At 65.6% G+C, this 14,657-nt stretch carries 17 protein-coding genes and 2 pseudogenes; 2 read left to right on the plus strand and 17 right to left on the minus strand.

Features of this window, described 5'->3' with window-relative positions; all coding sequences use genetic code 11:
- Positions 1–241 precede the first annotated feature (241 nt).
- The 3 genes and pseudogenes from L6Q96_18920 to L6Q96_18930 form a co-directional block, all read right to left on the minus strand.
- Complete coding sequence (locus tag L6Q96_18920) at positions 242–550, minus strand: helix-turn-helix domain-containing protein (protein MCK6556626.1); 309 nt, start codon at positions 548–550, stop codon at positions 242–244.
- A 13-nt stretch (positions 551–563) separates the two neighbouring features.
- Positions 564–908 (minus strand): annotated as a pseudogene (locus L6Q96_18925) (type II toxin-antitoxin system RelE/ParE family toxin).
- 308 nt (positions 909–1,216) lie between these two features.
- The gene (locus tag L6Q96_18930; protein MCK6556627.1) at positions 1,217–1,573 is read right to left on the minus strand and encodes a zinc ribbon domain-containing protein; all 357 of its coding nucleotides are present in this window, start codon (positions 1,571–1,573) and stop codon (positions 1,217–1,219) included.
- Positions 1,574–1,755: 182 nt separating this feature from the next.
- Between L6Q96_18930 and L6Q96_18935 the strand changes: the two genes are divergently transcribed.
- On the plus strand, positions 1,756–3,132 hold the full coding sequence (locus L6Q96_18935) for an insulinase family protein (GenBank protein MCK6556628.1): 1,377 nt from the start codon (positions 1,756–1,758) through the stop codon (positions 3,130–3,132).
- Positions 3,132–4,532 carry an insulinase family protein gene (locus L6Q96_18940; protein ID MCK6556629.1) on the plus strand — a complete coding sequence of 467 codons (1,401 nt, stop codon included), beginning with the start codon at positions 3,132–3,134 and terminating at the stop codon, positions 4,530–4,532. Before L6Q96_18935 ends, L6Q96_18940 begins: the two co-directional genes overlap by 1 nt.
- Positions 4,533–4,681: 149 nt before the next feature.
- On the opposite strand, the gene L6Q96_18945 is transcribed toward L6Q96_18940, so the two are convergent.
- From L6Q96_18945 to L6Q96_19010, 14 genes and pseudogenes are all read right to left on the minus strand, one after another.
- The gene (locus L6Q96_18945; GenBank protein ID MCK6556630.1) at positions 4,682–6,364 is read right to left on the minus strand and encodes a response regulator; all 1,683 of its coding nucleotides are present in this window, start codon (positions 6,362–6,364) and stop codon (positions 4,682–4,684) included.
- Positions 6,361–7,881: a CHASE3 domain-containing protein gene (locus L6Q96_18950; GenBank protein MCK6556631.1), complete on the minus strand. Its 1,521-nt coding sequence runs from the start codon at positions 7,879–7,881 to the stop codon at positions 6,361–6,363. Before L6Q96_18950 ends, L6Q96_18945 begins: the two co-directional genes overlap by 4 nt.
- Positions 7,878–8,252: a response regulator gene (locus L6Q96_18955; GenBank protein MCK6556632.1), complete on the minus strand. Its 375-nt coding sequence runs from the start codon at positions 8,250–8,252 to the stop codon at positions 7,878–7,880. The genes L6Q96_18950 and L6Q96_18955 overlap by 4 nt, the downstream gene beginning before the upstream one ends.
- Before the next feature lie 203 nt (positions 8,253–8,455).
- A pseudogene (locus tag L6Q96_18960) lies at positions 8,456–8,632 on the minus strand (HigA family addiction module antitoxin).
- A gap of 46 nt (positions 8,633–8,678) precedes the next feature.
- Positions 8,679–10,283 (minus strand): sulfatase, encoded by a 1,605-nt coding sequence (locus L6Q96_18965; protein MCK6556633.1) that lies wholly within the window; start codon positions 10,281–10,283, stop codon positions 8,679–8,681.
- Between the two features lie 256 nt (positions 10,284–10,539).
- Positions 10,540–10,887: a DNA-binding protein gene (locus L6Q96_18970; GenBank protein MCK6556634.1), complete on the minus strand. Its 348-nt coding sequence runs from the start codon at positions 10,885–10,887 to the stop codon at positions 10,540–10,542.
- Positions 10,868–11,164, minus strand: a complete 297-nt coding sequence (locus L6Q96_18975) for a DUF6516 family protein (protein MCK6556635.1) — start codon at positions 11,162–11,164, stop codon at positions 10,868–10,870. Before L6Q96_18975 ends, L6Q96_18970 begins: the two co-directional genes overlap by 20 nt.
- 115 nt (positions 11,165–11,279) lie before the next feature.
- Positions 11,280–11,474 carry a hypothetical protein gene (locus tag L6Q96_18980; protein ID MCK6556636.1) on the minus strand — a complete coding sequence of 65 codons (195 nt, stop codon included), beginning with the start codon at positions 11,472–11,474 and terminating at the stop codon, positions 11,280–11,282.
- Positions 11,475–11,650: 176 nt separating this feature from the next.
- Positions 11,651–11,863, minus strand: a complete 213-nt coding sequence (locus L6Q96_18985) for a hypothetical protein (GenBank protein MCK6556637.1) — start codon at positions 11,861–11,863, stop codon at positions 11,651–11,653.
- Positions 11,847–12,335 carry a type II toxin-antitoxin system VapC family toxin gene (locus L6Q96_18990; GenBank protein ID MCK6556638.1) on the minus strand — a complete coding sequence of 163 codons (489 nt, stop codon included), beginning with the start codon at positions 12,333–12,335 and terminating at the stop codon, positions 11,847–11,849. Before L6Q96_18990 ends, L6Q96_18985 begins: the two co-directional genes overlap by 17 nt.
- Before the next feature lie 58 nt (positions 12,336–12,393).
- Complete coding sequence (locus L6Q96_18995; protein ID MCK6556639.1) at positions 12,394–12,915, minus strand: hypothetical protein; 522 nt, start codon at positions 12,913–12,915, stop codon at positions 12,394–12,396.
- Between the two features lie 235 nt (positions 12,916–13,150).
- Positions 13,151–13,327 carry a hypothetical protein gene (locus tag L6Q96_19000; GenBank protein ID MCK6556640.1) on the minus strand — a complete coding sequence of 59 codons (177 nt, stop codon included), beginning with the start codon at positions 13,325–13,327 and terminating at the stop codon, positions 13,151–13,153.
- A 3-nt stretch (positions 13,328–13,330) separates the two neighbouring features.
- Positions 13,331–13,768 (minus strand): type II toxin-antitoxin system VapC family toxin, encoded by a 438-nt coding sequence (locus tag L6Q96_19005; protein ID MCK6556641.1) that lies wholly within the window; start codon positions 13,766–13,768, stop codon positions 13,331–13,333.
- 291 nt (positions 13,769–14,059) lie between these two features.
- Positions 14,060–14,545, minus strand: coding sequence for a hypothetical protein (locus L6Q96_19010; GenBank protein ID MCK6556642.1), 486 nt, complete (start codon positions 14,543–14,545; stop codon positions 14,060–14,062).
- Positions 14,546–14,657: the final 112 nt, after the last annotated feature.

Below are 14,657 nucleotides of genomic sequence, written 5' to 3' on the forward strand. Positions count from 1 at the left end.
TCCTTACCCGCTGCCCCGGGGGAAGAACCAGTCCCTCGGGGGGAGGACTTCACCGCCACTCGCGTTATCGAGAACGATCGGACCTGGCGCCCGCAAGACACCAGTGAGCAGCGGTTCAGTTCGACGGGCAGGCTCGCCGGAGCCCTGGCAAAGGCGGAGCCTTTCCGCCATCCGGCTGCCGGCGCTGTGCTGGCTCGCGTGGCGACACGTCGAGCCGGATGGCGGAAAACACCCTTACTCGTCAGGCGACTTGCAAGCGCCTCTTCGGAGAGGTGACGACGACGTTGACTCGGCCCCCTAGCCTGGCGAGCATGTCGATGAGGGTGTCAACGCTGAAGAGGTCGATGCGGCCCCTGACCAGGTCACTCACGCGCGGCTGGGTTACGCCAAGCAGTCGGGCGGCCTCGGCTTGCTTGATCCCTCGGGCCTTCAGCCTCTCTTGGATTTGGATGAGCAGATCAGCACGTACCCGGAGGTGCTCGGCCTCAGCATCGGGGAATCCGACATCTGTGAAGACATTTCCAGAAGATCGAACCATCTTGGGCTTCATGGACCACCTCATATCATCCCTGTCCGCCACGGCGGCGTTGGAGCAGGAGTTGCTGCAATCTCTGCCGAATCAAATCCACGTCACGCTTCGAGGTCCTGCGACTCTTCTTTTCGAACGCGTGCAACACGTACACGGCCTCGACGAACCTGGCGACGTACACGACCCGGTGTTCCACAGCCGTGTGAATGCGTATCTCACTGACGCCCGATCAGACAGTCGGCATCGTCTTCCAATCGTTCGGATCGAGCCCCTGCTGAACTCTGCGAAGCTGGAACCCTGCAAGTCGTCGAGCGTCCGCGGGAAAGCGCCTGACATCGTCGCGGCTCGACCCAAGCCAGACCAGCGCCGTACCCCGCATGCCACAATATGCAATTATCTGCATACCCGGTCAAATCGGCTTCAACAAGAGTCGCCTGACCCGGCGATCGAGACCGACGCGAAAAGAACGCGGCGGCTCATCGCCGCGCCGGTCGGCTTGAACCAATCGGGGTCGGGGTCGGAATCGCTATCGGGATCGAGGGAATCGAATCGATATTGATGGCGATACCGACCCCGATGGCTGTCCGCTGATGCGCCTGGTCGGGCGCTGGCGCAAGCGCAATGCCGAGCGGTACGGGTTTTTCGACTGCTTGCCGTGACCGCGGCGGCGGTGCAGTTCACTGCGGCTTACTCGTCGCCGCCGCCCGAAGGACCCTCGTCCTCGCCGCCCCCCGACTCGATCTCGTCCATCATCTGATCGAAGTCCTCCCCGCCCAACTCGTCGCCCATCTCCTTGCCCATCTTGCGCATCCAGCGCGACACGCTCTTCGGATCGCTCTCGTCGAGATCGCCGAGCGCGCTCGGGTCGGAAAGCGAGTCGAGTCGGGCCTCTTCCGACTTCGGCATCGCGAAGCGGGACAACAGGCGCGTGGCGCCACGGCTACCGCACTTGTCGCACTGCGGCGACGGAGTTTCCGAAGCGCGCAGCGTCAGAACCGAATAGCGGCGGCCGCACTTGCGACAGCGATATTCGTAGATCGGCATGACATGCTCTGTATCAGATCGGACCGGCCCCGCAAGGAGTCGGCGGCCAGCGCCGACCGCCTGGTTGACCGGGACGGACCCGGACCATGAACGACCGGACAGGTCCGCAACGGCCACCGTGGCCGCGGCCGCGCGGTTCGGGCGTTGTCTTCCCCCCGCCCCGCTGCTAGCCACGACTGCCGATGCTTCGCGCAAGATCGCTTCTCGCGGCCGTAACCCTGACGGCGGCATTGGTGCAACCGGCGGCCGCCGCGCGGACGTACAGCGAACGCGTGCAGGAAAAGACGCTCGACAACGGCATGAAGATTCTCGTCCTCGAGGACGACAAGGCTCCCGTGGCGGTCATGCAGGTGTGGTACCGCTGCGGGTCGCGCAACGAGCAGCTCGGCAAGACCGGCCTCGCGCACGTGCTCGAACATATGATGTTCAAGGGCACCGCAAAGACCGGGCCCGAACAGTACTCGAAAATCATCCAGCGTAACGGCGGCAACGAGAACGCCTTTACCAGCAACGACGCCACCACGTACTTCGCCTCGATCGCCAGCGATCGACTCGGCGTTGTCGTCGACCTCGAAGGCGATCGCATGCGGAACCTGCAATTCGACGAGGCGCAATTCGCCCCGGAACTGCAGGTGGTCATCGAGGAGCGCCGCCTGCGCACGGACAACAATCCCGTGTCGGTTCTCTTCGAGCAGCTCAACGCCACGGCCTACACGGCGCACCCTTACGAGTGGCCGATCATCGGCTGGATGAACGACCTGCGGCAACTGACACGCGAAGACGCGCTGGGCTGGTACCGGACCTACTATGCGCCGAACAACGCCGTGGTCGTCATTGTCGGGAACGTGGACGCCGCCGAGACATTCGCCGCGGTCGACCGGGCCTTCGGGGCGCATCCGCGCGGCGCGCCGCCGCCGATCGTGCGGGCGATCGAACCGGTGCAGCAGGGCGAACGCCGCGTCGTCGTCCAACGCGAGGCGCAACTCCCCTACGTGACAATGGCCTTCCATGTCCCCAACCTGCACCACTCGGACGCGTACCCACTCGAGGTGCTCGCCGGCGTTCTTGCCGGGGGCAAGAGCTCGCGGCTCTACAAGCGCCTGGTGTACGAAAAGCGCATCGCCCGCGACGCCGGCGCCGATTTCGATCTCACTTCGGTGGACCCGGGTCTGTTCTACGTGTACGCGCAGCCGCTGCCCGGCAAGACGGCCGCGCAGATCGAAGCGGCGCTGCTGGCGGAAATCGCAATCCTGCAGCGCAAGGCACCGGACGAGCGGGAACTGCAAAAGGTCAGGAACGGCATCGAGTCGGGCAGCGTGTTCGCACAGGACTCGCTGTTCTACCAGGCGATGTTGCTCGGTCAGTACGAAATGGCCGGCGACTGGCGGGCTCTCGACCGCTACCTGCCCGGCATCGAAAGGGTCACCGCCGAGAACGTGCGGCGCGTCGCCGCAACCTACCTGGTTCCCACGAATCGCACGGTGGCAGTGCTCGATCCCCTGCCGATCGTGGGCGGACGCGCGCCGGTGGAATCCGCACCGACGGGCATGGTGCACTGATGCGACCCCGGTTCGTCAGCGCGCTCCTGCTGGTCGCGATGGCCGCCGCGCTCTTCCGCACGACGGCATCGGCAGCCCCACGGGTCGAGGCCCAGCGCCGCGTGCTGCCGAACGGCGCCGTGTTGCTCGTGTCCGAGCAGCGCAACCTGCCGATCGTCATCGTGCAATTGCTGCTCGACGCGGGCGCGCGCCGCGACCCCGCGGGCAAGGCGGGTCTGGCCGACCTCACCGCGGACCTGCTCACCGAGGGCACCGCGCAGCGCTCGGCGGCGCAGATCAGCGAGACGACCGACTTCCTCGGCGCCCGTCTCGGCGCCGGCGCCGACACCGACTATGCGCTCGTGACACTGTCCGTGCTGGCCGATCACCTCGAGGAGGGCCTGAACCTCCTTGCGGACATCCTGCTGCAACCGTCGTTCCCCGAGGCCGAGGTCGGGCGGCGCCGCGAGGCGACGCTGGCGGGCTTGAAGGCGAGCGAAGACAATCCCGGCTATGTCGCGCAAAGGGAATTCGTGCGGACCGTGTTCCCGGACCAGCCTTACGGGCATCTGGTGAGCGGCACTCCCGCGTCGGTCAGCCGCCTGACGCGCGACGACGTGTTGGCGTTCTATCGAACCCACTATCGTCCGGAGAGAGCCATCATGGCGGTCGTTGGCGACGTCGCGGCGGCGGACATCGAGGCGCGGCTCAACGCGGCGTTGCGGGAGTGGAAGCCGGGCGGCGCGGGACCGTTCGTGTACCCGGACGCGCCGCCGGTGCCGCCGGCGGTCGAGACGATCCACAAGCCGATCTCGCAGGCCAACATTATCCTGGGCCAGCGCGGTATCGCGCGCGACAACCCGGATTACTACGCCGTCACGGTGATGAACTTCATCCTCGGGGGCGGCGGCTTCACGTCGCGGTTGTTGGACGACATTCGCACCAAAGCAGGGCTGGCGTACTCGGTGTCGAGCGGTTTTTCGGTGAACAAGGCGCCGGGGAGCTTTCAGGTGACGATGCAGACCAAGACGGCGAGTACCGCGGATGCAATTCGGCGAGCGTGCGCGACGATCGAAGGAATGCGGGCCGCTCCGGTCACCGACGAGGAGCTGAGCGGCGCCCGGCAATACCTGACCGGAAGCTTCCCGCTACGGCTCGATAGCAACAGCAAGCTGGCGGGCTTCCTCGTGCAGACCGAGTATTACAACCTCGGCCTCGACTATGCCGAGACGTACGCGCAGCGCATCGACGCGGTGACGCGCGATGACGTGCTACGGGTCGCGCGGCAGTACCTGCACCCGGAAGAGATGATCCTCGTCGTCGTCGGCGATCTCCCCGCCGGTAGTGTCCCGCCCGCCCCGGCCTGCGGCGGCGGGAGCCGAACGGCGGCGCACCGGGCGTTGCCGCACGAGAACCGGTAGGGGCCCCGTAGTCTGCGCGAGGCAGTCGCGGCTTACGGCAGCCATCCGAACGTCGACAACCTCTCGTTAAGCCTCGAGAGGCCAGGATCTCGGAGAATTACACGCTGTCGTTTCAAGCTGTTGCGAAGGTCCGACCCTGCGCTAACGCACTAGCATGGTTGAGTCTCGATGGTGAAGTAGAAGGTCGCGCCCTGCTCGACCGCGCCTTCGGCCCAGATACGCCCGCCGTGGCAATGCACGATGCGCGCCACCGTTGCCAGACCGATGCCGGTGCCTTCGTGCTCGCCGGCGCTGTGCAGGCGCTGGAAGGGAACGAACAGCCTGTCGACGTACTGCATCTTGAAGCCGGCCCCGTCGTCGCGGACGAAATAGACCTTTTCAGTTCCAGGCTTCTCGCGCGAGGTTCCCGCCACCGCTCCCTCCCCGCCCGAAACTCCCACCTCGGAACTCGCAACTGTTTGCGCGCCGAACTCGATCCGTGCCGTCGTGTGTTTCGAGGTGTATTTCCACGCGTTGCCGAGCAGATTTTCCATCACCTGGTACAACAGACGCGCATCGCCGGACACGACCAGTCCGGGGGCAATGACGAACTGCACCGCCCGCCCCGGTTCGCCGCGCTGCAGTTCCGCGGCAATCGCCTGCGCCATCGCGCTGAGATCCACGGGCAGCGCCCGGATCTCGGTGCGCGCGACGCGCGAGAGCTCGATCAGGCCGTCGATCAGGTGCATCATGCGTTGGGCGGCCGCACCTACCCGTTCGAGATAGTGGCGGCCCTGAGCGTCCAGGGCGCCCGTGTAGTCCTCGAGCAAGGTGCGGCTGAAGCCCTCGATATGCCGCAGCGGCGCGCGCAAATCGTGCGAGACCGAATAGCTGAACGCCTCGAGTTCCCGGTTCGCGGCTTCGAGCTGCGCGGTGCGCGCCGCCACACGCCGCTCCAGCTCCGCGTTCAACTCTTGCACCTCCATCTCAGCCCGCTTGCGCTCCGTAATGTCGCGGAAGAAACCCGCCAGACAGGCCTGACCGCCAAAGGCGATCGGAAAACTATTGATGTCCGCGTGGAAGACGCTGCCGTCCTTGCGCAGGACGGGAAGGTCCGCGGCCAGTATATGCTCCTGACGGACCTGCTTCTCGAATTCGCTCGCGACCCGCGGCAAATCCTCCGGCGGGTGAATCCGGGAGACATCCAGGGTCAGCAACTCGTCCCGGGTATACCCGAGCATCCGGCAGATCATGGGATTGCAGAACACGAATCGCCTGCTGGCCACCTCGGCAATGAGGATGCCGTCCATCGCGTTCTCGAAGACCGCGCGTAGGTTGGCCTCGGTGTCGCGCAGCTCCTGGTTGGAGATTTCGAGCTGTCGGCTCTTGTCCTCGAGCCGGCGCACCAGGGCTTCGCTGTATTCGCGGAGGACGAGAGGCTCTTCCGTGACGGTCGGTGCAGCGGCGGACAGTTGTCCGCGCTCGGCCCGCGCGCAGATCCGTTCGAGATCCGCCAGGAAGACATCGGGTTCCGTGGGCTTGAGGATGAAGCCATCCGCGCCCAGGTCGAGCGCGAGCTTCTCGTCCTGCGGATCGGTGTAGGTGGCGGTATAGACGACGAGCGGGATGGCTTTGAGTTTGGGGTCAGCTTTCCAATGGCGCAGCAGCGTGTAGCCGTCCATTACGGGCATCAGCAAGTCGGTGATGGCCATGTCGAGCGGAGTTTGACGGGCCAGGGCCAGCGCCTCCGCGCCGTGCCGGGCTTCGACGACCTCGCAGCCGTGTCCCTCGAGCAGGGCGCGCAGGAGATACAGGTTCTCCGGCTTGTCGTCGACGATAAGCGCGCGTTTCATGGCCCCTGAACGCTGCGAATGGCGTCGGCGTCCTTCTTCCCCTCGGCGGCCCGCAGCGGCAGCGTCACAGTGAAGGTGCTCCCCTTGCCCCATTCGCTCGCGGCGTGGATCTCCCCGCGCAGCAGGCCCGCCAAACGCCGACTGATCGCCAGGCCCAGGCCGGTGCCCTCGTGAGCGCGCGTCAGCCCGGCGTCGACCTGCTGGAACGGGCGGAAGATGTCCTCCACATCCTGCGGCTCGATGCCGATCCCCGTGTCCGCGACCGACACGCGCAACCGCCCGTCTTCGACCGCTGCGCGTAGCGTCACTTCCCCCCGTTCCGTGAACTTCACCGCGTTGTTCAAGAGGTTCAGCAGGATCTGCTCGACCCGCCGCACGTCGCTCACCATCTCCCCGATCTCTGGCGCCACCTCCGCCCGCAGCGCCAGCCGCTTCGCCTCGGCCATCGGCCGCAGCGCGTCCACTACCCGCCCGATGACCGCACGCGCGTCGAAGGGCGCGATGATCACCTTGAGTTCCCCCGCCTCGATTTTCGAGATGTCGAGCACATCGTTGATGAGCGCCAGTAGATGCCGCGCGCTGCCCTGCACCATGCCGAGCTGCTTGCGCTGCTCGGCGTTCAGCGGCCCGGCCAGCCCCCGCAGGATGATGCCGGTGAACCCGATGATCGAGTTGAGCGGCGTCCGTAACTCGTGCGACATCGTGGCGAGGAAGGCCGACTTCAGCCGGTCCGCCGCCTCCGCACGGTCCCTGGCCACGGAGAGTTCCTCGTTCAGCTTGCGCAACTGGATCTCCACGCGCCACCGGGCGGCAATGTCGTGCCGTAGACGGAGCAACGCCAGCGCGACGACCGCGATCGCCAAGCCGCTGCCCCCAATGATGACTGTTTGCGAAGCTCTGGCCGCGACCGCCGTCTGTGCCTCGCGCTGGCGCAACAAGCCTTCTTCAGTGGCGAACATCTCCGCGACGCGGCGGCGGATTTCGTCCTGAGCTTCCTTGCCCGAGGCCGTTGCGGTCTCGCGCCTCGCCGCCTCAAAGCCTTGTGTACGCCGCAGGTCGATCATCATGGTGGAGGTAGCCAAGCGCGCCTCCAGCAGTGGCGCGAGGGCGTCGAGCTGGCGTTGCCGGGCGGGATTGTCGGCGGTGAGCCGGCGCAATTCGCGGAGTTCGATGGCGTAGTTCGTTAGAGCCGTGCGATACGGTTCGAGAAACCGTTCATCGCCGGTGATGGTAAATCCGCGCTGGCCGGTCTCGGCATCCGTCATCGTCGAAAGCAACGCCGAAAGCCGCGTCAGCGCCTCCTGCGTCTGCTTGACCTGGCCGGCTTCGTTGGCCAGCTTTTCGATGCTGCGGAAGGCGACAAGGCTGATGGCCGCCAGGCCCACCAGCGCCAGCGCGAAACCGGCCGTGACGATTCGCTCAAACGATATTTCGCGGTTCTTGGAGGCTCCGAACCAGCCGGACGCCCGCCGCGCGCGCGGGTTTTCGAGAAGGTAGTCGACAGGGCGGCGGCTCATGCGGTGCCGGCGAGGAACTTCCGCACGTCCGCCACGAACGTGTCGGGGTTGATGGGTTTTTCCAGGTAGCCGTCGCAGCCGGCGGCGAGGGCTTTCTCTCGGTCGCCGGGCATGGCGTAGGAAGTCACCGCCACAATGGGCACGCCCGCCAGCGCGGGCAGCGCGCGCAACGCGCGGGCAACCGCGTAACCGTCCATGCCCGGCAACTGGATGTCGAGCAGGACGAGATCGAAGCGCCCGGCCAGTGCCCGTTCGATCCCGTCCGGCCCGTTCGCGGCGGTCACCACCGCACAGTCCGCCTGCTCCAGAAGAAACGAGGCCAGATAACGGTTCTGCTCGTTGTCCTCAACGAGGAGGATCTTCGCTCCCATGGGAGATGCAAGAAGGGTATCCCAAAGACTTCGGCATGTTCAAGAACTGGACACATCGATGCGTCGCCATCCGCGGACGCTCCCGGCTCGTTGGGCGCGCTTCCGCTCCTTGCCGGTCCGGAGCCCTCGCCCCAGCGGGCGACTCGGCGCGGAGAAGTCTAACGTCATCAACCCGCCCGCCGCAGGGGCCGAAGGCGTTCGATCTACGCAGCGCTCTCGGTCCGCATCGCGTGCCAGAGGTCCCAGTCCTGCTGCAACCCGAGCCAGAAGTCCGCCGGCATACCTACGACGCGCGCCAGCCGGAGCGCCGTGTCGGGGGTGACCCCGCGTTTGCCCCTGACGATTTCGTTGAGGCGGGGGAACGAGATTCCGAGGCACCGCGGGTGTTGCCGCGCAAGATCCGGTAGGGACCCGGGTGCGTGATGCTCAACGCCAGCCGCGCGGGTTGGCGAAGAAGTCGCGTTCCCAGCTTTCGATCGCCGCGTGCAGGCGCGCGGCGTCGGCCGGGTGGCGGTCGACGACGTTGTACGACTCGTTCGGATCGAGGCCGAGGTTGAACAGCAGAGGCATGTGGGTGAGCAGCGGCGCCGTCTGGCCGGTCCGCGGGTCGGTGTACGTGTAACGGCGAGCGGCACGCCCGGCCAGCGTGTCGATCTTATCGAGCGGCAGCGGCGCCGTGTAGAGGCTGACCCAGCGGTAGTACTTCCACGCTCCGCCGCGCGCCCCGTCGATGACGTTGGCGTTGAAGAAGAACAGCGCCCCGTGCGGGCTCGCGGTCGCGACGCCGTGCAGGACGTCGCGGAAGTCGCGGCCGTCGACGATGCGGTCGGCGGGCGGTTCGACCCCGGCGATGGCGAGCAGGGTGGGAAAGAGGTCGATGTGCATGAGCGGGGTGTCGACGGTGCGTCCGGCCGGGACACGGCCGGGCCAGTGGGCGATGAGTGGGACGCGTTGACCGCCTTCGAGGGGCTGTCCTTTACGGCCGCGCAAACGACCGGGGTTGCCGAGGTGCCAGGGGCCGTTGTCGCTGGTGAAGATGACGAGGGTGTTGTCGAGCAGGTCGCGGGTACGGAGGGCGTCGACGACCTCGCCGACGCTCCAGTCGAGCTCTTCGACGGCGTCGCCGTAAGGACCCATGGGGGAGCGGCCGTCGAAGTCGGCGGCGGCGACGAGGGGGATATGGGGGTTCTTGTGAGCGAGGTAGAGGAAGAACGGTTTAGTCTGGTGAGCGTCGATGAAGGCGACGGCTTCGCGGGTAATGGCGGCGGTGAGGTGGCCCTGGCGGAGGCCGATATCGGGATCCACGACGGTATCGTTTTTCCAGTACTGGTAAGGGAACTCGTCGTTGGTGGAGGGAAAGCCGGCGAAGAAGTCGAAGCCATGGCGGTGCGGGTGGTACTGCGGGTCGCCGCGGAAGTCGCCGAGGTGCCACTTGCCAACCATGCCGGTGCCGTAGCCGGCGATCTTGAGTGCTTCGGGGAGGGTAATTTCGGAGGCCGGCAGACCGGGGACAGCGGACTCGCCGCCCTGGACGAGGTCGGTGACGCCGAGGGCGGCGAAGACGCTACCGATGCGGCGGTTGAGTTTACGGGCGAGGTTATCGCCCGCGGGTTGGATGGGGAAGGTGATGCCGGTGCGCAGCGGGTAGCGGCCGGTGAGGAGGCCGGCACGGGCGGGTGAGCAGGTGGAGGCGGCAGCGTAGAAGTCGGTGAAGCGGGCGCCGTCATGGGCGAGTGCATCGACGTGTGGAGTGCGGATGCCGGTATTGCCGTAGGCGCCGAGGTCGCCGTAGCCGAGGTCGTCAGCGAGGATAATGACGATGTTGGGCGGCCGGGCCGGCGCCCCGGCGGCGAGCCGCACGATGGCGCCGACGGGCAAGGCACCGCGGCCGGGATCGGCGTAGACGGCGGTGTCGAGCACGGCATACCCCGCCCCGACGTGGGGCCGGGAGTAACGCCAGAGCGAGAGCGCCACGACGAGGACGGCGGCAAGGAGCAGCCCGCGGCACAGATGGCGGAGGCGCAGCGTCATCTGCCGCACGGTTACAGGAGGCGGCGGGAAAAGTCGACGGAGCGCGTACGTGGAGGGGGAGCCCGTGCCGCGGCGACGAGGACGCGATGGTTCCCGGTGGAGCACAATGCCCGTGGCGATCATGGGCCGAACGCCTGCCGTTCAGGCGCGGCCCGCTCTTGGCCGTCGTCTGGAACGGCTGGTTCGGCACCGCGGGCGGTTACTCAACTCGGCCATACGTCGGTGCTTCCCCCGTTCCCACCCTCCATGCCACCAGCTACGCGGCACGCAGCAGGAACTCGACTTTCACGGCGTCGAACGGGAACTCCACCCGGCCGCGTTCCGTTCGCGTGAGCACACCGGCGGCCAACAGAGCCGTAATGTCGCTGTGCACGGCCTTGACGTCGCGGCCCACGCGGCGCGCCGCTTCGCGCACCGACACTGCCCCGACACCACAGAGTGCCTTCAGGATCTCCCACCGCTTGGCCGTCAGCACGCGCCAGAGAAGTTCTGGACTCGCAAACGCGATCCGGGCCCCTCTTTGCCTCTTTCCCGTCTTCCATGCCTCCACGAAGTCCGACATGGCTTCCCCGGGCGCTCGGACCTCAAGCGTCACGGTTCTCATCGTTCCACCTCCCGATATCACGCTGAAAGCCAGCGATCAGTTTCTCGGGCGTAGTGAAGGTGTATGGGGTCTCGCGACCGCCGTAGTGACGGTGATCGCCCTTCACGGCCTCATTATCATATCGAACCTCGCACTTGCCATCGACGACGTATGCAAGCCGGTAGCGATAGCAGTGGGCTGAGCCTTTGATCGGCACGGGAACCTTCCAGAGCACAGTCTCCGCGAAGGCGTTCTCCGCGTACACGATGCGGGCCCGGACGAGGAGCGTCGCCTTCACATTGGAGACTATGCCAACGTTGGCCGGCCGTTGTCAATAACTCCAACGCTGCGGATGTCGGAGTGGCGGCGCGTCGAATGCTGCGGATGGGCTCCTCGATCGCACCCTCGCCAGATCAGCGGGCCGTGCTGAGCCGCGCCGGCCAGACGCGCAGAGCGCTGCTGAGCTGAATGCCCAACTGGACGGCGCCGCCCCCATTACCGAAGAGCTCTACACCGATAGTCACGGGTGCCGCGTCCAGGTTCGTGCACTCGAAACCGAGACGGCGATAGAAGTCCGGCGCCTGAAAGCTGTGCGTCGACAACACCATTTGGACTGCCCCGCGCGTGCAGGCTTCGTCTTCGGCAGCTGCAGGCGCGCGGGCGCCACTGGAAACCGGCTCCGCCCGCGTCGCCTGCAGCCGCATTGTTCGGCCAAGTAGGAACGGATGGGCGCGCCCGGCGGCCTAATCGTGCGACGTTTGCACACACGTCCCCGTCGCCCCTATCACGCGGCGCCGGGGCCTCGAACCGCTTCGCCTTCGGGAAACACATCCGTTGCATCGCGTTGGTCGCCGACTGGTGGGAGTAGGCGGTGACGGTACCGTTCCTGTTCCTGCATGTAATGCTCGACCAGCTTCTCCGGATCGTTGCCGAACTCAGAGGAGATCTTCTCACGGATATCCCGCACGGCTCGAATATCTTCATCCATTTTCTTCATCGTCGTCTCCCAGTAACTCCAGTGGCGTCACCAACGCTGGTACGAATACTCCCAGCATCGTGTTGACTCGTCGGATGTGTTCGAACTTGTTTGCGTTGGCGAGGTGGCGGCAATTCCACGTGACCAGGAAGTCGCAGCGGTGGTGCGAGGCCAACGCCAGGTGCAGTGCGTCTCCGGCGGGATCTCGGGGCATGACTTTGCGAGCAATGTAGGTCCGGACGATCTCAGCAACCGCCGCTTCGACAGGCACCAAAGGAAGGCGTTCGATGAGACGCAGGCAGTCTTCCCGAGCCGGGAAATCTCCGCGCGTCAGCTCTTCGATCACGGGCGCGCTCGTCACCAGTTCGTATCTGTCGCCGGCACTCTCCCACCACCTGCGGGTCCATCCACGCCGTGCCACCATCTCCGGGTCGGATCGTGCCTCGAAGTAAAAACTCGGGATGGTAGTTTCGATGTAAGTGCGCTTCCGCATGACTTATGTCATGACTTATGTCCCGCAAGGCGCGAATGGGGTCGTTCTACTAGTGCGTTCAGTTCGCCGCCTTCTGCCTCGTTCCCTTGATGATCGTGAGCTGCCAAGCGGAGGTCGGCGGTGCGTTCCCGGTATCCGCGATGAACGCTGTGCGCGCGAGCTTCTTCGTGGTGGCAAGGACGCGCGCCGAGCCTTTGCTGATGGACCCCGCGGCTAGGTCTGAGTTGATCGAGATCCCCGCGGCTGCGCTCCCGAAGGTCACCGTAGCGCCGGGGGCGACGCTGAGTGACGTTGCCACCGGGTCGTTGGCCGCCCAGCCACCGCTAGATCCGAAGACTTCTACGCCGACGGTGACAGGTGTTGCGTCGAGGTTCGTGCAGGTGATGAAGGCCGCGAGAAATCCGGTGTCGATATAGCCCGGTACCGTGAGGACGTGCTGGGTGAAAGGCGCCGAAAGCGGGCTGTCGACGACGCCGGCCTTGGCGGCGGGGGCCAGGAGCAGGAGGACTACAGCAATAAGGAGGACTTCGCGGAGGCCGTTCTCGACTGACCGAACACGCGTTGGACTGAATCGCTGCATAGGTGTGACCTCCATCGACCGACAATATTGAGCCGATGTTACTCGCTCACAGGGGACGTGCCAAACGCATTCACCACGATCCCACCAGAGTGCCCGCCCGCTGACACGGTTTGCCTACGCATGATGACGTCCCTTGCCATGTCTGGGATTCCGGTAAGCCGAACGCCCTGGGCTCAGGCGCGGCGCGCTCTTCGCCGTCACCTGGAGCGGCTGGTTCGGCGCAACCCGCCACCACTCATCCGGCCTTCGCCCACGGCTGTGGCTTCTTGGCCGGTAGCGAAACGACCTTCCGCCCGCTCCGCCGTTCTTCCTCCCTGAGTGCCTGACAGATTGCGTCGAGGTCGTAGTGGTATTTGGCGGCGTGGCGCTCGCGGACGCGTCGCACTTCTTCCACGATCGGGTCTTTCCACATCGTTCACTCTCCCATAAGCTCTTCTGGTGTACAGATGACCGGAATGCCATAGCCATGGTCGTAGGCAACGGCGGCCACCACGTTGCGAATCTCCGCATTCGCGATGTGCGTACAGTTCCATGTGAGCAGGTAGTCCATGCCGTGAACCGTTGCCAGTGCGATGTGAAGCGCGTCCTCGGTAGCCTTCTTCGGTAGGGCTGCTGCCTTCACAAGCGCGGCCGCCAACCCTTTGACGGCATCACTGGTCTCCAGTGACGGCACTCCCTTGAGCGCCGCCATCCGGCGTCGTGCAGCCTGGGCATCGCCCTCGCCGGCTTCGCTTACGACCACCTGGGAACAATAGAGGTCAAACCGCTTGCGGCGCCGCCACCAGCGGCGCGTCACGGCCTGGTGTGCAACAGCGATGGGGTCGAGGCTCTTGCGCGCGGTGAGGTAGCTCACAACGGTTCTCTCCACGTAGACCTTGGGTTTCGTGCCCATCCCTCGCTAGGCGGCCTGAACATAGCAAGCCGCCTCGCGCACGCCGAACGCCTTGGCGCGCAGGCGCGGCGTGCTTTTCGCCGTCGCCTGGAGCGGCATTGTTAGGCAGTCTGCGAACTCGCTGGCCGCCGAAGGCGTCGGCGGGCATCTTGGCGTGCCGTCTCAGCCGCCCGGTGAAAGAAGGCCAGCACCTCGTCCTCTGACTTGCCCGCCAGCGCCGCGGCTTGCTCGTCGCGGATCTTGCGCACCAACTCAACTGCTTTGATCGCTGGGGTCTCGACCATGGATGGTTACCTCCTGCGGCGAGTAGATCGTCAGTGCTTTGTATCCCTGCTCGATGTTGACGGCATTGAACAGCCGGATCTTATCGAGGCGCACGATATGGCGAAAGTTCCAGCTGACGAGAACATCGACGTCTGAGATGGTCGCCACGGCGATGTGGAGCATGTCGTTCTCGAAGCGGCTCCCCAGCACCCCGCGCGCCTGATAGCTTGCCCGCAAGGTTAGCGCCTCTCCGGTTACGGGTAGGATCTCCGCGCCCAGATCCAGGACTTCGGCGTAGAGATCGCGAACCGCATCCGGCGCCGGGAGTATCTCGGCCGCAGTGACCTCCGAGAGCACAGGATGAAAACGCCCCTGGCGGAAATCCTCAATGAGTCCGGTTGACCAACGCGCAAACTCGGCATCGAAGCATCCCCCAAGCACCGAGGTGTCCACGTAAACCCGCAGGACCTTCATACGCTTCAGTGTACACGGGACAATTCCACGATCCTAACGCCCGGAACTCGCGCGCGGCGGGCACGAGGGGCAGCCTCAATCCGGCAGAATGGCCCGGTGCCCGCCGTCGCGT

Source organism: Candidatus Binatia bacterium (assembly GCA_023150935.1).
GTDB lineage: Bacteria > Desulfobacterota > Binatia > HRBIN30 > HRBIN30 > JAKLJW01.